This is a genomic window from Psychromonas saccharinae, assembly GCF_051201515.1.
GTDB lineage: Bacteria > Pseudomonadota > Gammaproteobacteria > Enterobacterales > Psychromonadaceae > Psychromonas.
The window spans coordinates 2280074-2302307 of the sequence record NZ_CP195153.1 but is presented as its reverse complement, the minus strand read 5'-3'; the positions used below and the strand labels follow the sequence as shown (position 1 = coordinate 2302307).

The 22234-nt window shown below is 34.7% G+C and carries 17 protein-coding genes and 3 pseudogenes; 5 read left to right on the top strand and 15 right to left on the bottom strand.

Going from position 1 to position 22234, the window contains the following annotated elements; all coding sequences use genetic code 11:
• Positions 1 to 815: 815 nt before the first annotated feature.
• Positions 816 to 1466, bottom strand: coding sequence for a GAD-like domain-containing protein (locus tag ACR30L_RS10225; protein ID WP_435234156.1), 651 nt, complete (start codon positions 1464 to 1466; stop codon positions 816 to 818).
• Between the two features lie 600 nt (positions 1467 to 2066).
• Positions 2067 to 2402 carry a hypothetical protein gene (locus ACR30L_RS10220; RefSeq protein WP_435234155.1) on the bottom strand — a complete coding sequence of 112 codons (336 nt, stop codon included), beginning with the start codon at positions 2400 to 2402 and terminating at the stop codon, positions 2067 to 2069.
• Between the two features lie 125 nt (positions 2403 to 2527).
• On the opposite strand from ACR30L_RS10220, the pseudogene ACR30L_RS10215 reads away from it, so the two are divergent.
• Positions 2528 to 2854: pseudogene (locus ACR30L_RS10215) on the top strand (transposase); the annotation flags it as partial.
• Between the two features lie 27 nt (positions 2855 to 2881).
• On the opposite strand, the gene ACR30L_RS10210 reads toward ACR30L_RS10215, so the two are convergent.
• Both ACR30L_RS10210 and ACR30L_RS10205 read right to left on the bottom strand, forming a co-directional pair.
• Entirely contained in the window at positions 2882 to 5092 is a 2211-nt protein-coding gene (locus tag ACR30L_RS10210; RefSeq protein ID WP_435234154.1) for an NACHT domain-containing protein, read from the bottom strand.
• Between the two features lie 230 nt (positions 5093 to 5322).
• Positions 5323 to 5736: a toll/interleukin-1 receptor domain-containing protein gene (locus ACR30L_RS10205; RefSeq protein ID WP_435234153.1), complete on the bottom strand. Its 414-nt coding sequence runs from the start codon at positions 5734 to 5736 to the stop codon at positions 5323 to 5325.
• Positions 5737 to 5834: 98 nt separating this feature from the next.
• On the opposite strand from ACR30L_RS10205, the gene ACR30L_RS10200 reads away from it, so the two are divergent.
• Positions 5835 to 6991 (top strand): IS3 family transposase gene (locus ACR30L_RS10200; protein ID WP_435234152.1). Its coding sequence is split into 2 segments (ribosomal slippage): positions 5835 to 6081 and positions 6081 to 6991, totalling 1158 coding nucleotides; the frame shifts between segments, so codons are not numbered across the junction.
• A 9-nt stretch (positions 6992 to 7000) separates the two neighbouring features.
• Here ACR30L_RS10200 and ACR30L_RS10195 read toward each other — a convergent pair.
• The 9 genes and pseudogenes from ACR30L_RS10195 to ACR30L_RS10155 form a co-directional block, all read right to left on the bottom strand.
• Positions 7001 to 7075: pseudogene (locus tag ACR30L_RS10195) on the bottom strand (S24 family peptidase); the annotation flags it as partial.
• Between the two features lie 24 nt (positions 7076 to 7099).
• Entirely contained in the window at positions 7100 to 8710 is a 1611-nt protein-coding gene (locus ACR30L_RS10190; RefSeq protein WP_435234151.1) for an IS1634 family transposase, read from the bottom strand.
• 451 nt (positions 8711 to 9161) lie between these two features.
• Positions 9162 to 9815 (bottom strand): annotated as a pseudogene (locus tag ACR30L_RS10185) (TVP38/TMEM64 family protein); the annotation flags it as partial.
• Positions 9816 to 9914: 99 nt separating this feature from the next.
• Positions 9915 to 10403 carry a diguanylate cyclase domain-containing protein gene (locus tag ACR30L_RS10180; protein WP_435234150.1) on the bottom strand — a complete coding sequence of 163 codons (489 nt, stop codon included), beginning with the start codon at positions 10401 to 10403 and terminating at the stop codon, positions 9915 to 9917.
• 121 nt (positions 10404 to 10524) lie between these two features.
• Entirely contained in the window at positions 10525 to 11085 is a 561-nt protein-coding gene (locus ACR30L_RS10175) for a diguanylate cyclase domain-containing protein (RefSeq protein WP_435234149.1), read from the bottom strand.
• A 412-nt stretch (positions 11086 to 11497) separates the two neighbouring features.
• The gene (locus tag ACR30L_RS10170; protein WP_435234148.1) at positions 11498 to 12364 is read right to left on the bottom strand and encodes a carboxylate/amino acid/amine transporter; all 867 of its coding nucleotides are present in this window, start codon (positions 12362 to 12364) and stop codon (positions 11498 to 11500) included.
• A gap of 146 nt (positions 12365 to 12510) precedes the next feature.
• On the bottom strand, positions 12511 to 13314 hold the full coding sequence (locus ACR30L_RS10165) for an ABC transporter ATP-binding protein (protein WP_435234147.1): 804 nt from the start codon (positions 13312 to 13314) through the stop codon (positions 12511 to 12513).
• Complete coding sequence (locus ACR30L_RS10160) at positions 13314 to 14213, bottom strand: ABC transporter permease (RefSeq protein ID WP_435234146.1); 900 nt, start codon at positions 14211 to 14213, stop codon at positions 13314 to 13316. Before ACR30L_RS10160 ends, ACR30L_RS10165 begins: the two co-directional genes overlap by 1 nt.
• A gap of 17 nt (positions 14214 to 14230) precedes the next feature.
• The gene (locus ACR30L_RS10155) at positions 14231 to 15190 is read right to left on the bottom strand and encodes an ABC transporter substrate-binding protein (protein WP_435234145.1); all 960 of its coding nucleotides are present in this window, start codon (positions 15188 to 15190) and stop codon (positions 14231 to 14233) included.
• A 593-nt stretch (positions 15191 to 15783) separates the two neighbouring features.
• Here ACR30L_RS10155 and ACR30L_RS10150 point away from each other — a divergent pair.
• The gene (locus ACR30L_RS10150) at positions 15784 to 16887 is read left to right on the top strand and encodes a phosphoribosylaminoimidazolesuccinocarboxamide synthase (protein WP_435234144.1); all 1104 of its coding nucleotides are present in this window, start codon (positions 15784 to 15786) and stop codon (positions 16885 to 16887) included.
• Between the two features lie 61 nt (positions 16888 to 16948).
• Here the strand turns inward: ACR30L_RS10150 and bamC are convergent, their stop codons facing one another.
• Positions 16949 to 18064 carry an outer membrane protein assembly factor BamC gene (gene bamC / locus ACR30L_RS10145; protein ID WP_435234143.1) on the bottom strand — a complete coding sequence of 372 codons (1116 nt, stop codon included), beginning with the start codon at positions 18062 to 18064 and terminating at the stop codon, positions 16949 to 16951.
• On the bottom strand, positions 18061 to 18939 hold the full coding sequence (dapA, locus tag ACR30L_RS10140) for a 4-hydroxy-tetrahydrodipicolinate synthase (RefSeq protein ID WP_435234142.1): 879 nt from the start codon (positions 18937 to 18939) through the stop codon (positions 18061 to 18063). The genes bamC and dapA overlap by 4 nt, the downstream gene beginning before the upstream one ends.
• 177 nt (positions 18940 to 19116) lie before the next feature.
• Between dapA and ACR30L_RS10135 the strand changes: the two genes are divergently transcribed.
• Both ACR30L_RS10135 and dinG read left to right on the top strand, forming a co-directional pair.
• Positions 19117 to 19968, top strand: coding sequence for a tetratricopeptide repeat protein (locus ACR30L_RS10135; RefSeq protein WP_435234141.1), 852 nt, complete (start codon positions 19117 to 19119; stop codon positions 19966 to 19968).
• 211 nt (positions 19969 to 20179) lie between these two features.
• The gene (gene dinG, locus ACR30L_RS10130) at positions 20180 to 22231 is read left to right on the top strand and encodes an ATP-dependent DNA helicase DinG (RefSeq protein WP_435234140.1); all 2052 of its coding nucleotides are present in this window, start codon (positions 20180 to 20182) and stop codon (positions 22229 to 22231) included.
• The last annotated feature ends 3 nt before the right edge of the window (positions 22232 to 22234 follow it).

The window sequence follows — 22234 nt, the reverse complement described above, 5'->3', positions numbered from 1 at the left end:
AATTACAGAGATTAATTTGAAAAAAAACTAATAACTTTTCTAATTAAGAGAGCTGTGAATAAGAATCCGATAGATAATCTCACAATTGACGAAAATCTCATATTGAATGATTTTTACCACACAAGGGAATTAACTTCTATTTACAAACACACAACTGCGCATAATGTATATTATGTTAAATAGAGTTTATGTTATGTTAATTGAAATTTGGATTCAGATCTGATCTTATCTATAATTCAATACTATTGAACATAATTCAATTTAACATAAAATGCATAACATACTGTTGTATAATAAGTTTTTATAAGCTAGTTGTTAAGACGCTAAAACCAGTTCTGCAATATAAGACAAGATCTTTTATCTGGATATTTAGCTTTTTTGTAGTCTAATTAAACTAATAAATTGAATATATTCAGCATGTTGGCTCATTCATTTATATTAAAAATTGCCTGAACCCCTTGTAGTTATTGACATCAATTAGCTATTTGACCGATTTGTTGGTGCTCTGTGTTGAAATCTGGAGTTAAATTAAGGTATTTCCCTTATTAAGGGAAAGCTACGTAAGTTAGTTTTAGGGAAATAGATTTCAAATCCTCTGCTTTTTAACTTTGATCTGAGTCGCCCTAAAAAATATGAAGCAACTTCTGATAAACTAGTTTGTCGTTTAGCTATTAGCTATATGAAGTTACCAACTTGGTTCACAGCTTTCGCGAATATCATTGACCGACATACTTGAACGCCCTCGCAATAACACCCCAGACTTCCCGCCAGATGTCCCAGACCTTCGCCAGACTTTTCAGACTTTATTATTTTGATTAATAAGCCATTTTTGCTAAATCATCTATCGTAATAACCTTAGGTTTGTCAAACTGTAAAATAAGATCTAAATATATTTGAATATTAACTTTTTGAAGATTGTTAACATTAGTATCGCCACCTGCAACAAGTGTTGGAATAAAGCCAAATATTTCATCACTTTCTAATGGGCCAAGCTTATTAACTGCAGATTCAAACATTTCATCATTCGTATCATCATCTTCAATATCAAGACTATAAGGTGATTTGGTCGCAAAGAATAACCCAATTTGTTTTTCAAGCTCTATTTGTGGATCTAAATTACTTTTAATGATCCAGCCATTCATTGCGTTTATTTCATAACTACGCCCTTTCACTTCATCCCAAACAAATAAATCTCCATATCCACTTTTAGCTATAACGTGGAACTTATTATTTTTTATATCAATTGAAGCTAGAGTAAACCACTTCTCTAATATAACTTTGTATTCCTCAGGATCAACGACTGAGAATAAACCATCTAAAAAACTACAAAACCCAAATTCCTCCCATAGCTTTAATAAGACTTTTGGGAGTTTATTTACATAAGTATTAATATATCTTATGTCAGGTTTCCTTGAATTCTGTGGTTCTTCAAATTCGTCCAAAAAGCTATCTATATACCTGTTCATTCAATTCCTTATATTTTACAGCGAGAAAGACTTACATTCACATTTACATTTGGACCATATTTTCCATAACATCTTAACTCTATGTTTCCATTGAAAACCTATTGAATGATAATTGAAATTTGGATTCAGATCTGATCTATAATTAAATTTAACATAAAATTCATAATAGACTGTTATATAATATGTTTTTGACGCTTAAATTATTTTGGATAAGTTCTTTGTTAAGGCGTTAAAATCTGTTCTGCAATATAAGACAAGATCATTTATTTCGGGCTTTCGAAATTTAGTATGCTAAATAAACCCATAAATTGATTACTATTAGCATGTTCAGATCATTCATTTTTATCAAAAACAGCTTGAATCCCTTGCTGTTATTGACTTCAAGAGATATTTTTTCGATTACTAGGCGCTCTGTGTTGAAATCTGGAGTTAAATTAAGGTATTTCCCTTATTAAGGGAAAGTTACGTAAGTTAGTTTTAGGGAAATAGATTTCAAATCCTCTGCTTTGTTAACTTTGATCTGAGTCCCCCTAAAAAATATGAAGCAACTTCTGATAAACTAGTTTGTCGTTTAGCTATATGACGTTGCCAACTTTGTTCTCAGTTTTCGCGAATATCATTGACCGACATACATGCTGACTTTTTGGGTAAACTCGTTTGTAAGTTTCGTTGTAAAGCAAGGTTAATGTAATTATATAGTTGAACAGTTATTTCACTGCTGATTACTAATTCTTTTTCGCTTCTACTTGCAGCAATACTTCTCGCTTCAGAATATAATGCAGATATTAAATGAATAGCATCATTATTCATTTCAGAATCAAAATCAGTTAACGTTTCAGTCAACTCATTAAACTGCATATCAAGTGCCACCAAGAATTCATGTAATTCATTTTCAAAACAATCACCGTAATGGTTTTTGATACCAAGCTCTTTCAATTATATTTGAATTTTTTGTATGTGATTGTTAGCTTTTTATGATGATAACCATCAATCTCAGGCATAAAATATTACTTGGATCGCTTTTGTAAAGTTAACAACATTTTTACCAGCAATTGGTTGATATAAGCAACTTGCCTGAATTGGGTTATATCAACAGTAAACAAGCCAGTGCTTTAATTGGTGTTGCTCCGATAAATAAAGAAAGTGGACGATTTAAAGGTTACCGAAAGATACAAGGTGGACGACCACAAGTCAGAACCGTTTTATACATGGCTATGATGTCAGCCATGCAATCTAATCCTGTTTTTAAAGCGACATATCAACGTTTATTAGCAGCAGGAAAACCTAAAAAAGTCGCCATGATTGCCTGCATTAGAAAGATGATTATTATCTTAAATTCAATGCTAAGAGATGGTGTTTTATGGGAAGCGCCAAAAGTTATAAATTAACTATTGACGCCATAGTCTCTTGTTATCTCACTGTTCTACAAACTCAATCACTTTTTCTATTCGTCTATCAATTTTATTATTCGATAAAAATCCATATACGCTATCCTCATAATGAGGAGCTATGACATAGTAAGTCTCACTTGATTTTTCAACTTTAACTTGAATAATATCTTCTTTAACAAGCCGCTGGAAAAAAGTTCGATTAATAGATTTAATTCGAGTGGACATCTTTATGTAATCAAGCTTTTTATCTGTAAAAGTCCCCCGATGAAAAAAGCTATTTAAGAAATTTCTCACTTCATTTTCAATTAGAGCACGATCTTTCTCTGATTTTTCTTCTGCTCCCGCAATTACAAGCTCTAAATCACCAAGACGACAGGATTTAAATTCCCCTTTAGTAAAGCTTTTTGAAGGATTGTCGTTATAGCATGACTCAAAAAAACAATTATTAATTTTCGTAGATTCAAATTTTGATTTAGAAAAGTTTTTATACCCAACAAATCTAGAATCGACAATGTTGATTCCAACTAAATCAATAGGCGTATTGTCTCCGTAAATAGCCAAATTTTTAATAACAGAATTACTTTCAAAAATATTTTTTAGTAAGCTTGTAAACTGTTCTTTTGAGTTATTACATTTACTACTGATAGAACAGAGTTTAACTAGAAAAGCAATGGCTCTAAAATGGCTATCATTATTTGACATTACATCTGGTGGAGATATTTCAGACTTCAGGTTAGAAATAATACTTCGCGCACTATCTAATAATTTATCTTGCTTATTTGAATAGTACTTAGCAGTGCCTGACATAACCTCATTTTCACCATAAGCATTTTTTGCCAAAAGTTTGATTAAGTCGTCATTCAATGACTTAGCATTTATTGAGTTAATAATGTATAAAGATTTAAAGTAGTCGGCTATAAAATCGTACTTGAAACGACATAAATCCCCATCGATAACTAGTAACGGGTTACGTAGCATTTTAGTGAAAAGTTCACCACTATTATCACCACCCAAAATATTTACAACATCTTCAAAGTCAGATTTTAAAAAATGATCTTTGTGTGTTGATGATATTTCTAGGAAGATTTCCAGTACATCTTCAACTGGAATTTCAATTTTTTGTCTTTGCCATTCTCTTCTTAGAACGGAATATACTAAATAATCCGTTATGTCCTCATTACTTTCATATTCCTTACCATCAAATGATAAATCTATATTCACTTCATCATCCGAAGAGTCCTCTGCTAACGAAGAGAGTAAATCCACAACAAATGGTAAAATTCTTTGTTTTTCATCTGATATGAGTAAAGGCCTGATATTTGAAAGAACCTTCTGTTTCAAAGCGTCTGGTTGCGCTAATCTTCTAAATCTACGAGTTAAATAGCTTTCGCACGCAGATTCATCAAAACCTAACAATTGGTACTTATCTAAATGCTCGAATTTTTCCATTAATTCTAGATCGAATACATCATTTCGTGAGGTAATTACAATTTTGCAAGAAGCTAACTGACGATTTAGATCTTCAATTGATTTCAAGAAAGAATCAAGATTAAGAGTCTCAGGAAACAGAGATATAATTTCATCCATACCATCAATAACAAGTACTAACCTACCAGTTATCAAAGCTACTTCAAAAGTAGCCTTATCATATGTTAATTGAGTATCTCCTTGAGCTGAAATAACTTGCGAATATAGCTCATACAAATCATATACTGATTCAATTTTACTTTTATCAATCCCATCTACATGAGCACTTTCACGTAATTCTTCAGATTGGATAAATACTGAAATGGCACTTTCTGGATTTTGATACTCGCTTGCAATATATTGACATAGAGTTGTCTTTCCCGTTCCCCCTGGAGCAATAATCACTTTGGCGGAAGCTTGAACATCTTTGTTAAGTTCTGCTTTTAAGAAATCAAAAGCAGGCCCTTTGGAAATAGATTCATCACCTATAGTAAGTAAGGGTTGGTCGATAAAGAATTTTTGCTTATAAATTCTTGATGGGACTTTAGCATCATCCTCTATGCAATAATCCCAAATATAATCTGAAAATGTAATTTCATCTATTGCAAATTTACAGCCATTTTCAGTTAAAAGCTTACCTATATAACCCTTTTCACCCTTTCTAGATCTCAATATAATTAAACGAGTAATACTTGTTTTATTATCCTTAATAACCTTACATAGTTTTTGGATAGTAGGTTTTAAAACGATATTATCAAAAAGGAACAAATAGTGGTTTATCGCTGGAGACTTAGTTTCCCATAATTCGAATTTAATTCGATTACTACCTGAAAAATCAGTCGTTTCATTTCTATCAAAAACTAAACTTCTTTTCTTATGATTGATTTTTAAAAAGTCATCTATTTTTGTAAAGTCTTTATGTATTGGTTTTTGGGTAATAGAACGTTTTTTTGTAGGTCTAATAGTTTTAGAAGTACCATTTATATGATTTATTAAATCTATAAATGAAACCTCATATTTAGACTCCTCACGGAAATCAATATAAATTTATCCTTTAGATAATTCGGTAACTCTGTCCCCTCACATAACACAGGGATTATATTACTTTTCCCTTGAGATAGAGATTCTTCCCAGTGACGAGCTGAAGACATTTTTGTTTCTATCCCTACGCCTCCAAGTCGCTCATTCGCTTTGTTTACGTACTGTGAAGTCACTAACATGATTATAATATCGTTTTCAAAGACCCCTTTTTCCATGAAGTGATTTTTATCTTCAAATGAGTCTAAATCATACTGATCAAAGGTAATATGTAATTCAAAGTACTCTTCTAATTGATTAGATAATTTTAATGCCCACTCTTTATGACTCTCAGAGTCCCAGCTATAGCTGATAAATATTTTTTTATTGTCCATTTGTAAACTCTATTCAGAGTACTCCATTGAAGTGTATTCTGGTCTAATTGAACCGGACACTTTAATTCTGGATAATACTATCCACTATCGAGGTGATCATGAATACAAAACGTCAATACAGAACTTATACCAGTGAATTTAGAACCGAAGCATTATCGTTAATCAGTGAGCAGGGTTATACCGTTCAAGAAGCTGCATCCGCTTTAGGTATCACAACTAGCCTACTTTATAGTTGGAAACAAAAAGCAGAAGAGCATATAAATTCAACAGTAGATTCTGATGAACGAGCAGAGCTATTAGCCCTGCGTAAAGAAGTTAAACAGCTGCGTATGGAGAAAGAAATATTAAAAAAGGCCAGTGCCTTCTTCGCAAAAGAAATGAAATAAAGTTTCGATATATTCGGGCATGCCGTTCTAAATACCCCATAAAGTTGCTTTGTAATACGCTGAAAGTCAGTCGTAGTGCATTTTATGATTGGCTTGAACGGCCAGCTAAAATAATTAGTGAAGAAGAGCTGAACCTATACCGTACTGCACGGAAGCTGTTTAAACGCAGTCGTGGTAGCTTAGGGTCTCGTCAGCTGTGCAAAAAGTTAAGAGCTGAAGGCTTTAATGTGGGCCGGTATCGAACACGTAGCATTATGCGGAAGTTAAAGCTTATTGTGAAGCAGCGGCAGGCTTATAAAGTGACAACAAAGCGTAAGCATAGCGATAGTGTTGCGGATAATGTTTTAAATCAGCAGTTTAACCCAACCCAGGCAAACTTGGTTTGGGCTGGTGATGTAACATATTTAAGAACTAACCAAGGCTGGATGTACTTAGCTATTGTCATGGATTTATATTCTCGACGTATTGTTGGCTGGGCTATCTCACCGCGAATGACGGTTGATTTGGTTGAGCGTGCGTTACAAATGGCTATTAATATTAGACAACCGAGTTCAGGGTTGCTGTTTCATAGTGATCGAGGCTCTCAATATACGAGTGGTAGGTTTAGTCGGTTACTTAGTAAACATGGTATTACAGCATCAATGAGCAGCGTTGGTGCTTGTTTAGATAATGCAGTTGTAGAACGATTTTTTGGTAGTTTAAAGAATGAGTGGTTATTGAATATTGTGCATTTAACACGAGAATCAATGAAGGCTGATGTAGAAGAATATATCCGCTATTACAACCATGAGCGACTCCATACAACACTCGGAGATTTAACTCCGATTAATTATGAAAATTTACAAAGTCAGGTGTCCAGTTGTGCTTGACCAGAATAGTAACTGAAGATAATCACTAGCAGGACTTTCAAATCCAGTAATCCCTGCACTTGCTGTTATAGGAATAAATTTCATTATAACTGATATTCCGCACCGGTTTTAAGAATAAATTTGCCTGTATCTATCCCCCAGGCAATCAACAATAACTTGTTGCCGTTCTTGCCAATTTACTACCATAGGCGACTGGCTTTCCAGGTAGATTATCGTAACTCCTTGGAAGCATTGAAATACCCAGCGAGCGGTTGGATTCTGGGAAGGCTTTTTCTTTTGATCCGGGAAGTAAAGGTCTTTTTCCTTTAGCTTTTTGCGGATCAGATGCTCTAAGGAAGCGTATACCATCAAACAGGAAGTCATTACCATTAACAGCGCTTCTATTCGCTCTGGCTTTTTGATGAAAATTGAGCTTGTTAAGAAATCCGGACTTTTTAAAAAACGGAACCCTTTTTCAACTGATTGCTGCTCTTTATAAGTTTTAAGCACCTTATCCATTGTCAGGCTTTCATCAAGATCATTTGTTGCAATAATAAAGAAACCTAATTGTTTAAGTGCATTATCCCTTCTATCAAGAGGAGTAAATAAATTCCCTGTTATTTTGTATTCAACTCGCTCGGGAGCTTGCCCTTTTTTAGGTTGTCCTTTCTTGCCATAGATAGGGATCTCAACGGTTTCATCAATAACATCACAGTAAACTTGTTTCTTTCTCCACAACTCAACGGCTTGCTCTGCATCATGTTGACAGGCAAACCTTTGTTGTGAGAGTTTTTTAAAGGTCTTACGCTCCGCATCTGCTTTCTTCAGCATGCGTTTTGTTAAACTATGTGTTTCACGCTTTCTCGCTTGTTCAGTGCGGATCAATAGCCACCTCTGCTTTATATCGCTGTAAGTCGATTGGTGCCAAGCTCCTGAGTAACCATTCCCCATATTTTTAAAATCAAGTTCAGAAGCCTGATTAATAAGGACTTTAGCTTCCCTCAATTTATGTGGGACACGCGTGATAAATAACTGATTTAGTTCATCCAACTCAGTAATGGTATCTTGCACATATAAGGCTGCATCTGCCACTAAATAACGGCAGGACTGCGCGGCTTTTAGACTTTTTATATGGGATTTGACTATCTCCTTGAATCCTTCCATATCATTAATGTTGCCACTGGCTGGCTTCATATAAACTGGGATCCCGGATTGGTTCTCACAAATCAGGTTGAGTACGACCTGATTAAGTTCAGGACGATGATCACGTGAATAGCCTTTGGTAATTTGAATAGGGTTAAGATCATCTTCATCATCGGATAACTTTTCCATACCATCGTAGTGAAAGCTTGTTGAGTCGAGATGAACAGAGTTGCATGGTAGCCCTAAGTGTTTAATAACAGCTTCACCTATATCTTGGTATAGTGATGAAACACCATGTTCGTATAGTGCATCAAGGCAACGACCTAACGCATCATCATTGATGTATTCAGCTTTTACTTCAGGGGCAATCAGACGGTCTAATGGTTTATCAGAAAAATACTCGCGATACATATGCAGTGTTCTGCCGGTAAATCCCAACCCATTGATTATCATAGCAATGAATAAGTTACCGAAACTTATTTTCCGCTGTTCACTTGTGCCAAGTGCTTGATCGATGATATTGGCAAGCTTGATTTCCTTACAAAATCCAGCAACTAATCCATGGTGTTCAAGTGATTTCGTGTATGGGTAAGTCATGATTTATCTCTTTGAAAAGAAAGTAATAGATCAAAATTGAGGATCCCGGTCAACAATTTTTTGAAATATCTGGATGTTTCGCTAGCCAGATCACGATTTCATAGCCATTTCATAGCCAATAGTAATAAAAATTCAGGTGCGGAATAACAGATTATAATAATAACTGTATAAAAACACAGTTGAATTATAATGCAGTTAACAATAAGCACAAGTAAATATTTACAGAGCAATATCGGTTATTATTATATTGAACAAATAGGTGCTCATTACTTTTTGTTATAAAGCTATAATTGAAAGGGATGAACATTCGGTTTTTCTTATGTACTTGACGCTTACCGTGTTGATAATTTAATTAATTACTTTTTTATATATTGTTGGCGGGATTTGCTGAGATAGAAAATATTTTATTCCACCCTTTTCATTTCTATTGAGTTTTTATTTTGCTATGTCGCAATATTCTTTGCGCAATAAATGGTAGGAAACCTAATAATGTAAATGACAAAATTAGTTCAATAGATAATATATTTGCTAAGCTATCAATTTGTGATAATTGAGTGCCTGCATTTACATAAGCTGATGTCACAGCACTCATTCCAACGAAGCTCACCCAATAAAAAGTCCATGGTTTGATTGTCGTTACCCCCATTAAAATATTAACTAAAAAAAATGGAATAACGGGAACAAGTCGTAATGAAAACAAATAGAAGGCGCACTCTTTCTTTAGTCCTTGATCAATAACGGCAAGTTTCTCGGGAAAACGATTGTAAATTATTCCTCTTAATAAATAACGAGAAATAAAAAACGCAATCAAAGCGCCGATGCTTGAAGCAAATAATGCTATAACAATTCCTTCAAACAAACCAAATAGAGCCCCTGCCGTCAAAGTAAACAATGCGGAACCGGGAAGTGATAACGCGGTAATGATAATATACAAAAAAGAAAATAAACCAATCGCCATAAATGGAGACGCTTCACGCCATATTTTAAAATCAACTATTGAGGCTTTTAGTTTTGTTAATGTAAGAAAATGGTGTAAATCGAAATACACAAATAAAATAACTGCAATAAATAAAACAAGTAATAATATTAATTTCTTAGTATGCATGTTAAATGTGTTCCTGAGATACTTTCTGTGGTCATTTAAATGTTGGTAGGATAAACCAGACGTTTATTTTAATGTAGAGCATTATGAGGGGAAATTGTATTACACACTAGCGAAAATGGAATTTTTATCTTGTTGATTTCGTTTTAAAGCTTTACATGCACGTGTATAGAGAGTCGCAAAATTGTCATTATCGTGTAGATCTGCACTACCGATATTACAAAATACGTTAAGTGCTGACAGGAAAAAGTTTTTTGAAATCTTTTTTTGAATATTTTGAATGACTTTAGTTGAAGGTAATTTGTGTGCATTATTTAATATGATGGTGAATTCATGATCACTTAAACGAAATACTTGGTCATCTTCGCAAATACAACCGAAAAGTACTTTTGCAAATTCTTTGATAATGACGTCAGATGTTTGCTGATCAACGGTATGGACTAACATTTCAAAACCATCAAGCGCGACCGTTAATAATGAAAAATCCTGTTGAAGTTCCAAATTCCTATTCACTGAATTTAAAAATGCATTAGAAAAATTTAAAGTATTAAGTGTTGAATTGTCATCATCTATATCAAATACTGATTTCATTATCGGTCCACCTTAAATAATAATATTCGGTAAATGTATTTAAAGATAAATTGTTCGTATTAATAATTAATCTAAATTTATCTCATGTCGTCAACTATATTCATCATAATAATTAGTCACGTTAAGCTACGTGCGCAATAGCCAGTAATTCGACATCGCGTAATCTTCTAAATACCTGTTGTTGCTGATTACAAGTTGAAGTATATACAGCATCAATAAGTTGTTTTATGTTGTTGGAAGATAGAATTTGTTGTTGTGGCATTAATAGCTGTTCAAATTTATCCATCATTGCAATGTGATCATGTCCTAACTGACAATGAATATTAAATTTTCTGAGTAAATCTGATGATGTAATTGAACGATCAATACGATTAACTATTTTTGAAATCGTTGACGATATAGAAGTTCCTTCTGTATTTGCCAGTAAGATAAAAAAGCGGTTATCTCCGCATTTATACACTTTATCTTCATCTCTAATAGAATGATTCATAATAGTGGCGAATTCTTTTAACAGTTGGATTTTTTGTTTTGTGGTTTTGATAGAAGGAGAGTCAATACCAATTAAATCTAATACTAAAGGTATGAAAATACGCCCTTCATTTAGATTATTTCGGAATGTATTTGTTAAAGCAATTGAGAATTTATATTCTTTAGCAAATCCATAAAATTGTTCATTGGTCATAACCGAATTCATGAATAAATGTCCTGCTATTATTTAATAAAATATTGTCTAGATAAATTTAAAACAAGATTAAATCGACTACTGTATGTTTTTGTTTTTAATATATCTTTAACTGATCAAATACTGCTAATTAAATAATTTACACTTTATTAACATGCAATACAATGTGCAAAGAATGTGCAGTGAGCGTCTTTGATGTTAATTAAGGTATTTATAGCACTACTGTGAGGATGAGTTCAGGTTTTAGATCAATAATTTGATATTTAGGTTTAGTTTTATTGGTTATTACATGCATTAAACGGCGGGTTAATTTGATGGATTACCTTTTAATTGGAAGGAAGCGTTGTTATTTTTTATATCAGTAATGAAAGTATAAGCTGGCCAATAAATTAAGTGGCCAGCTTTACGTAAATTAATCGATACCTGCAACACGGTATTTCTTATCTAACCATTGGTTAATGACCAATGCTGCTAGAATAATTAAGCTACCAATTACTAATCGCGGTATATCGGCATCTTTATTCCAAATTAATAAATTAACCAATATACCAGCGGGAATAAGTAGATTATTCATGATGGCTAAGGCACCGATATTAACCATGGTTGCGCCTTTATTCCAAAGGAAATAACCAAGCCCCGAGGCAATTGTACCAAGGTAGATTAAAATCCCCCATTGTACATTTGTTGTTGGTAGCTTTTCAGTATTGCCGAATAAGAAGTAACAAATGCTCGCAACCACAAATGCGCCTAAGAAAAACCAAGCGAAAATGGTCTTTTGTTCTAATTTATTGTCATCCATTAACCGTTTATAGGTCACTTGGCCAATAGCGAAACATAAATTTGCGCCCTGCACCATAAAAAATCCGATAACAAAATTACTATCTAATGTGTTGTAGCGTATTGCGACTGCCCCACTTGTGGCAATTAATGCCGTAATAAGAAAATGAGGATGAAAGCGTCGACGTAACCCATCGTTAATTAAAGTGACATAGATGGGTGTCAAAACTGAAAACAATAGCACTTCTGGTACGGAGAGAAATAAGAATGAATGATAATAAAAAACATACATTAGACCTAATTGAACAGCCCCCACTCCCATGAGTTTAATTGCTAATCCTGAATTCATATTACGGAAACGTAAAAAAGGTAAAAAAACTAATGTTGCTAACGCAATGCGAATTAATACAGAAAACCAAGCGTCGACTTGGCCTGCAAGGTATACACCAATTAAGCTAAATGAAAAAGCCCATAATGCAGTTGTAGCTAAAAGATAAGGCATGAATTTATTCCGTCTGTTATTTGATAGACGATATAGTATAGGATATAAAGGAAGAGTAAAGGAACAAGTGGTTAATATTTAACCGCTTGTTCAATTATTTTTTATTTAAAGGTGTTTTTGATTGAATTTAGAACAGATTCAGTCGATTATGCTCCCAATAATAATTTATCATCGTCTAATTCTTCACCATCATTGCGCGCTTGAGCAAATAAGTTAAGTAAATCTTTTACTTCATAGCCCTCACGTTTATCACCGGATAAGTCAAAAATGATTTTGCCTTCGTGAAGCATAATTGTTCGCGAGCCATGATCGAGAGCTTGGCGCATAGAATGCGTTACCATCATGACAGTTAATTGCTTTTCGCGGATAATTTGTGAAGATATATCCATGATTAAAGCGGCAGTTTTAGGATCAAGCGCAGCAGTATGCTCATCAAGCAATAAAATACTGCTTGGCTGAAGTGCAGACATTAAAAGACTGACAGATTGTCGTTGCCCCCCAGAAAGTAATCCCATTTCTGCATCTAACCGGTCTTCAAGTCCAAGATTAAGACGACTAAGCTGCTCACGAAAAATTTTACGTAAATTATTATTTAATGCTAAAGACAAGGTGCCTCTTTGGCCTCGGCCATAGGCAAGTGACATATTTTCTTCAACGGTTAAATTACCACAGGTTCCTGCTAACGGATCTTGAAAAACACGAGCAATATCTTTAGTGCGCCCCGTTGCCGGAATATTTGTCACATTGCGTTCAGAAAAAAATATATTGCCATGTGTTGATTGAATATCGCCAGCAATAGTATTAAGTAAAGTTGATTTACCAGCCCCATTGGAACCAATAACCGTGACAAACTCACCGCTAGGAATAGTCAGATCAATACCACGTAAAGCCAGTTTTTCAGTTGGTAATCCGTGGTTAAAAGTAACGTGTAAATTTTCACAACGTATCATTATTTCGCTCCTCTTGCTTTTTTAGCTTTCCATTCGCTACGTAATTTTGGAAATACTAATGCCAAGGCGACTAATACAGCCGTGAGTAAGTTTAGATCCGATGCTTGAAATCCAAGAAAATCTGCATTTAAAGCCATTGATACTGCGATACGATATAGAATTGAACCAAGGATACAGCTCATGACAATCACAAGTATGGAACGTGTTGCGAATAAAGATTCACCAATAATGACCGCTGCTAATCCAACTACAATGGTACCAATACCCATTGTTGAGTCTGCAAAACCATTCGTTTGAGCAAACAATGCGCCAGCTAAACCTACTAACCCATTAGATAAAGCTAATCCGACATAGACCTTTTCATTAACAACAATACCATTTGCTTGAGCCATCCGTTTGTTGGAACCAACAGCACGCATTGCTAATCCGTATTGTGTATTGAGAAACCAAGAAACTAATAAGCCACCAATGATTGCACAGACGGCAACAAAAATGACTTTCATATACATGGCTGGAATACCTAAGTTTTCGAAAGGACTCAACATGGTAGGTTCCATAATTAACGCGACGTTAGGTTTCCCCATAACACGTAAATTAATAGTATATAAAGCAGTCATTGTTAATATACTGGCAAGTAAATGCAGTATATTAAATCGTAAGTTTAGCCATGCTGTAACAATACCAGCAGAAGCTGCAGCTAATGTGCCTAATAATGTTGCAAGATAAGGATTAAAACCAGTGACTATAAGGGTTGCAGTAACTGCGGCGCCCAGGGTGAAACTGCCGTCGACCGTTAAATCAGGAAAGTCGAGAATACGGAACGTGAGGTAGACACCCATGGCAACTAAGCCATAGATGAAACCTATCTCTAATGTTCCTAAAAATGCAAAAAGAGACAAAATAATATACCTTAAATTTATTCGATTATTTTAGTTGCGCGAGAAAGAACCGTTGAAGGAATTTCAATACCCATTCGTTTAGCCATAGTTGGATTAACATAAAGGTTTGTACCATTCGCCATTTTAACATCGATATCGCCAGGTTTTTCACCTTTTAAAATACGCACAACGATATCACCTGTTTGGCGGCCTAAATCAAAGTAATCATAACCAACTGCGGCAATTGCCCCACGAGAAACTGTATCTGTATCACCGGCAAAAACGGGAACTTGTGCATCAATCCCAACTTTCACTACAGATTCAACGGCACTAATAATAGTATTATCAATTGGGCAATATATCGCATCAACTTTGCCAACTAATTGTTTTGTTGCAATCATAACATCGGAAGATCTTGGCGCTGCAGATTCAACAATTTCAATTCCCATTTTTTTAGCTTCTTCTTTTATCACGGCAAGCATTGAAACGGAGTTAGCTTCACCAGGATTATAAGGAACACCGATTGCTTTGACCTTTGGAATAAATTCTTTGATTAACGAAAGATGCTCTTTAACATTAGCCATATCAGAAAGCCCGGTGACATTACCACCTGGTTTTACTAAACTAGGAATTAATTTTGCACCAATAGGATCGGTAACAGCAGAAAACACGACGGGGATTGTGTCGCTTACCGTTACTGCTGCTTGTGCTGAAGGTGTTGCAATTGCGACTATTATATCAGGTTGATCACCGACCATTTTACGTGCAATTTGCGCTGCAATATCAGGTTTTCCTTGTGCGCTTTCGTAGGTAAATTTCAATTCATCACCCGTGTAACCATTTTCAGTTAAAACTTCTTTGACCCCATCTCGAACTGCATCAAGCGCAGGGTGTTCGACGATTGCTGTAGTAGCAACATAAACGGGTTTTGCTTGTAGACCGGCACTTAATATAGCGGCAGATAACATTGCGGTTTTAAAAATAGAACTTAATTTCATATAGAATCCCTTATAATGAATTTGTCTTAGTAAGACACGTGGTAATAAAATAATAATATTCAACTGTAGCAGTAAGTTTGCGTTAAAAACAAGCGGTTTTATGTTGTCAATTAGACATAATGTTTAATCGATAAATAAATGTACAATTAAAAGTAAGTGTATGTCCCCTTTTCACTATTTAACGAGTGTATTTTCGATTTTATGCTCAGTAATTTTTTGCGTGCGTAATTGTAATAGTGCACCTTAGTTGCGTTTTGTTTTCAAGGTTATTTTATTGTCTAGTTTGCTAACTGTAATTTATCTAGTCTGTTAAGCGTTATTTACACTAAACAGTGTCTTTTTTATGACTTTTAATTTTCACGTTATCGGTAAGAAGTGAGTCTTAATGGTGCGCCAAATCGATAATATCAAAAATAAATGAAAAAATTTGAATTGGCTTTTATATGATTACCCTATCAAACTCTGATACTATTCGTGACCATAATCAAATCGTTGTGGTTTTATGACATAAATTCACAACAAAACTTGTTTATATCTCTTTCTTTCACTACCAACATAGTCTATTTAAACTGGCTTTCTAAAGGATATAATTTATGAATCTTGCTGAAAAAGTATTAGCTGTTAATAATGATTTACCAATTCGTACGGATCAACCTGTTCACAGTGGTAAAGTACGTTCTGTTTATTGGTTAACTGAAGCTGATAGCAAACGTTTAATCATTGAAAAAGGATACGATGTAGCTGCCGATGCCCCACTTGCTATTATGGTAATCAGTGATCGAATCTCAGCATTTGATTGTATTTGGCATGGTGAAGGCGGTATGAATGGAGTACCTGGTAAAGGTGCTGCATTAAATGCAATTTCAAACCATTGGTTTAAGTTATTTAAAGAAAATGGTTTAGCAGATAGTCATATTCTTGATATTCCACACCCTTTTGTTTGGATCGTTCAAAAAGCTAAACCAGTGATGATTGAAGCTATTTGCCGTCAGTATATTACTGGTTCTATGTGGCGCTCCTATGAAAAAGGTGAGCGTGAATTCTGTGGTATTCAAATTGCAGAGGGCTTAGAAAAAGATCAGAAATTACCGGAACTCCTTATCACACCTTCAACAAAAGGGATTTTAGAAGGAATTCCTGGTGTACCGGCCGTTGATGACGTTAATATTACGCGTCAAAATATTGAAGATAATTTTGCTGCTTTTAATTTTTCTAGTAATGATGATATTAATTATTATGAAAAATTATTAAAAGAAGGCTTTGATGTAATTAGTAATGAATTAGCTAAGATTGATCAAATTTTTGTTGATACTAAATTTGAATTTGGTTATGTCAAAGATAAAGCAGGTAAAGAAAAACTAATTTATATGGATGAAGTTGGCACACCTGATTCATCACGTATTTGGGATGGCGCAGCATTTAGAGACGGTAAAATTGTTGAAAATTCTAAAGAAGATTTTCGTCAGTTATTATTAAACCATTTTCCTGATCCTGATATTTTATTGAATAAAAACAGAATGGAAGAACGTAGTGCACTAGCAAAAGATAATGCATTACCTGCATCCGTATTAATGAAAATATCTGAAACGTACACAGGCATTGCTGAGAAAATAATTGGTGAGAAAATTGTATTATCAGATAATCCTAAAGCTGAGATTATTGATATTCTTCGTAAAGACTATGGCTTAATTGATTAATCATCACCTATAAAAAAGCAGAGCGACTGCTCTGCTTTTTTAATAACACACTTTGTAACGACTAGAACGAAGGTTGCGCATCCTTTTTCAATAACACACTTCTTATTTGATCAGTAATACTCAAATACATATCCGTTACTTTCTGATTTTCAATTGGTTTTTTCTTCGAGTCTAACCAAGAAATCGACGTACTATTCTCATCTATTTCACCAAGTTGAATAAAGTATTGGCCATATTTCAATTCAAATGGATTGAGGTTATTTTCTGCCCAGTAATCGTCATCTGGCGTTGAATATTCTGCAATAAAGTATCCTAAGTTGCGATCAGTTTCAGTAACTTCAAAATGCAGAAGCTCTAACAAGTTTTCCATCTTATTCCAGGTATCATTAAAATTATTTTCTGCAATCCAAATATTTTGATGGTTTTCATTAAAGCCAAGTTTGATCGCTAATGGTTGTGCGTTTCTGTTGTCTTGCTCTAATGCTTTATTTTTATCATATGCAAATTTCAGTAGATCATTAACAAAGCCAACTTCAATATTTTTTTTACGTTGGGTTGTCATACTGAATTTCATAGGATGCCCATCGTTATTTTCGACATAGGACAATAAATCAACATTCAACATAACACTATGCCCCGCAACTTGTGGGGAAAGTGTAAAACGATAACTTGCATCAATTGATATAACATTATCATTGAACAAATTAGAGAAAACAGTTTTCTTATTATAAACAGTAGTCTCGATTTCAAGCGCAGTTGTATTGACTGTATCTATTTGATGCTCAGCAAGATATGACGTCACTAAATTTATGACTCTCTGTTGCACATCATCACCCGCTTTTGATGCAGTAAACAATACATTAGTTTGAGTTGGATTGGGAACAAGAATAACACCATCTATAATAGGCATAAACTCATTCGGTGGACGAATATCGACATCATCCATGGCAAACCCATTATCAATTTGTTCTGCAGTTAAAGCAGGTAACTGAAATTGATTTCTGGCTTCGTTATTCGTAAAGTTGCCCGTTTGATATGGGGCAACTAATACTGCACTTTCATAATTAAATTCACCATTAGCTTGCACACGATCTTCAAATCGTGTGCAACCAGATAGGGTAAAAGTTACTAAAATAGCTGCAGATATAGTTGTCTTTTTAAATAATAAATTTATCAAAACAATTTAGCTTCTTTTAAGGCATTACGAACAACTTCCCAATACTGTTCAGATAATGTAGTTAAAGGTAATCGACACACTGCATTGGGAATTAAGCCAAGTTCTGCACAAGCCCATTTAACAGGAATGGGATTGGCTTCTACAAAAAGTTTATCATGAACTGGCGATAATTTTTGATCGATTGCTTTTGCACCTTTGGTATCACCAGATAGTGCGAGACGACACATTTCAGCCATATCAGCTGGTGCAACATTGGTCGTGACAGAAATGACGCCGTGCCCACCTTGAAGAAGGAAATCACAACCCGTGCCATCATCACCACTGTAAAGCATGAAATCATCTGATACTAATGCTTTAATTTCAGCTAAACGATTTAGATCACCGGTTGCTTCTTTAATACCGATAATATTCGGTATCTCTGCAAGACGTGCGACAGTTTCTGGTAATAAGTCGACAGCAGTACGTCCTGGTACGTTATAAAGAATTTGAGGTAAATCACTTGCTTCTGCGATGTTTTTGTAATGCAGATACAAACCTTCTTGAGTCGGTTTATTGTAATAAGGGGTAACATTTAGGCCTGCGGCAATGCCTGTATTCGCAAATAATTTACTGAATGTGATGGCTTCAGAAGTCGAATTTGCACCATTACCAGCAATGACTGGTACACGGCCTGCTGCATATTCAAGAACCTTCATGGCAACTTTTACATGGTCATCAACATTTAATGTTGACGATTCACCGGATGTACCAACTGCGACAATGGCAGACGTACCGGATTTTATATGAAACTCAACAAGTTCTTTTAATGCATGAAAATCTATTTCGCCGGTTATATCCATTGGTGTCACGAGTGCGACAATACTACCTGTTAACATCTGAAAGCTCCTATTTTTGATGATGTTATGTTACTTTTGCGCGCCATTAAAAACAAGAGATAAAGGTAATAGATTTAACTTCTTAGAACAAAAACATTAGATTGTTACTTGCGTAAAGTATTTTAGACGTTAACCTAGGCGAATATTGTGCTATATAAGTCAACATTGAGGTCAACCATGCAAGTAACTAGTTATGATGTATCCGTATCAAACTTTCAAGAAATCATTCTAGAAGGCTCAAAAGAAAAACCTGTTATGGTCGTTTTTTGGTCTCCTCAAAGTCAAATTTGCTCAGCTTTGTTACCAACGCTCGATAAATTACATCAACAATTTGACCAGTGCTTTATTTTAGCCCGTATTAACTGTGATGTTGAACAACAAATTGTAAGTCATTTCGGCGTTCAAAGTGTACCAAGTGTTTTCATGTTTAAGGATGGGCAAGGGATTGACGGATTTGCTGGTGAACAAACAGAATCATTTATTAAAGAGTTTATTGAAAAACATACACCAAATGCCGCTGATACATTATTACTTGAAGGCCAAACTTTATTTGCACAGGGACAGTTAGATGAAGCTAAATCTGCTATTTTGTCTGCCAGTAAATTAGCACCTGAAAATAATGATATTAAATTGGCGTTAGCACAGGTTTACCTCGGGTTAGGTGATCATGAAAGTGCAAAACCCTTATTAGATGCGATACCACTTGCAGATCAAAATATGATTTATCATAGCCTAGTGTCACAACTTGAACTTGCAGTGCAAGCATCACAAACACCAGAGATAACAGCATTAGAAGCACAATTAGCAACGGCTGAAGATAAATCGTTCATTGAATATCAACTTGCAATTCAATATAGCCAAGCGAATAGAAATAAAGAAGCACTAACACTACTTTATAACATTCTTGCAATTGATTTAGGTTACGAAAATGGTGATGCTAAAAAGACTATGCTTGATTTATTAGAAACCATTGACGATCCTAAGTTGGTTAGTGAATATCGCCGTAAATTATACAGTTTATTGTATTAATGATTTTATCTAGTGTACTGAAATTTACCATTCAAGCTATAAAGTGTGTCAATTGAATGGTAAACATAGACTGCATTTTGAGTTGAAACATAACGGACAAATCAAAATGTGTTAATAGCGCGGTTCATGTTAAACGTAATAAAACTCATAAGAACAACTGACCAAATACATTCTTTTTGCTAAAATAACTTTTTCTTTTACCCGTGGTGTTATGCTTTCAGATCCTTTAAAAAAACAGATCCGTGAAAATTACGATCTTATCACTCAAGCCCTGCCTAACTTTACAAAACGTAAAGCTCAAAACTATTTGGTTGCAGAAATAGCAAAGGTGTTAGCGGGTGAATATGATAAATCGAGACGTATCCTTGTAGCTGAAGCAGGCACTGGTATTGGTAAATCATTAGCTTATATATTAGCTGCCCTACCCATTGCCAAGGCATCCAATAAAAAATTAATTATTTCAACTGCAACAATTACGTTACAGGAACAGTTAATTAATAAAGATCTCCCCTTCTTTTTACGACACAGCCAATTCAAGTTTTCCTTTACACTTGCTAAAGGTAGACAACGATATTGTTGTGAGCATAAATTATTTAATACGCAAGAAGAAAACCCTCAACCACAATTACTCGATGAAAAACCACAGGCTGGCGACCTATTAGTGTTACGGGATTTAAATAAAGCTTATTTAGCCGGAAAATGGAGTGGTGATAGAGATAGTTGGCCGAAACCTATTCCAAATCGTATCTGGCAGCAAATTGTATCGGATAAATTTAGCTGCAAGCGAGCATTAGCAAACCATCGCCAATGCCCTTTTCATCGCGCTCGAGACGATATTAATAAAGCCGATGTTATTGTCGTGAATCATGCTCTTTTATTAGCTGACCTTGAATTGGGTGGCGGAGTCATTCTTCCAGAGCCAGATAATTGCTTTTACGTATTAGATGAAGCACATCATTTACCCAAAATATCACGTGATTTTTCAAGTGGCAGTCTTTTTCTAAAAACGAGTCAAGATTGGTTAAAAAAAATTAAATCACTTAATCAACATATTAATAATGTGATTAAACGTCAAACTACAATAACACCTGGACTAAACATGCTTGAAAGTGCAGTCGAGATTAGTAAAGATTTGACACTGATCGAGCAGTATTTTAATGCAAATCCAGAATATTTTGCAGAAACAGAGCTAGTCCGTTTTGAAATGGGAGAGTTACCTGAAGGATTAATAATCCCAGCTTGTAATCTAAAGGATGAAAGTAAAAAATGCCTGTCTGCATTGAATAAGTTGACCACGATAATCAATGAAGAAATTAAAGATGGTAATCTTAAACCCTCTCAGGTTGAACCATTATTAATTGAATCTGGTTTTTTTCTTCAGCGTTTAGAAAAAATGGCTGCTCTTTGGCAGATGCTTACCAAAGAACGCAGTAGTAAACATGCCCCAATTGCTGTGTGGGTAGAAAAAACCGCCAATGACATTTCAATAAATGGTTCGCCAATTGAGGTTGGCGGTATATTAGAATATATGTTTTGGTCGCAGGCCGCAGGCGTTATTCTGTGTTCTGCCACTTTAACATCACTCAATAGCTTTGATTATTTCAAGCGCCAAAGTGGTTTAAAAAGTAATGATGGTACGCAATATTTACGACTAAAATCTCCCTTCGATTATCCTGCTATCCCCTTGATAGTTGCTGATATGCAGCTAGATCCCACTCAGCCTAATTTTGACAATGAACTCATTGATAAAATTGATCACTTTATACAGGAGAAACAAGCTAATTTAGTGTTATTTGCTTCCTACTGGCAAATGAATTTAGTGGCTGATAAATTAATGAAAAAGTATGCTGATTCATTATTAATTCAAGGTGATCTATCACGAACTCAATTAATAGATCAACACAAGAAACGTTGTGACCAGGGGTTAACTAGCATTATATTTGGTACAGGTAGCTTATCCGAAGGGTTGGATTTGCCGGGTAATTACTTAACTAATTTAATTATTACCAAACTGCCTTTTGCGGTGCCCAACTCCCCCGTAGAAGAGGCCCATTCTGAATGGATAAAACAACAAGGCGGCAATCCCTTTATGCAATTATCGGTGCCGGAAACGAGCAAAAAACTGATTCAATCATGTGGACGACTTATTCGTAAAGAAAATGATACTGGTCAAATTATTATTTTAGATAAACGTGTAAAAACAAAACGTTATGGCAAAGGTTTGTTGGATTCTTTGCCTCCCTTTAAGATTCAATTCGAGTAAACG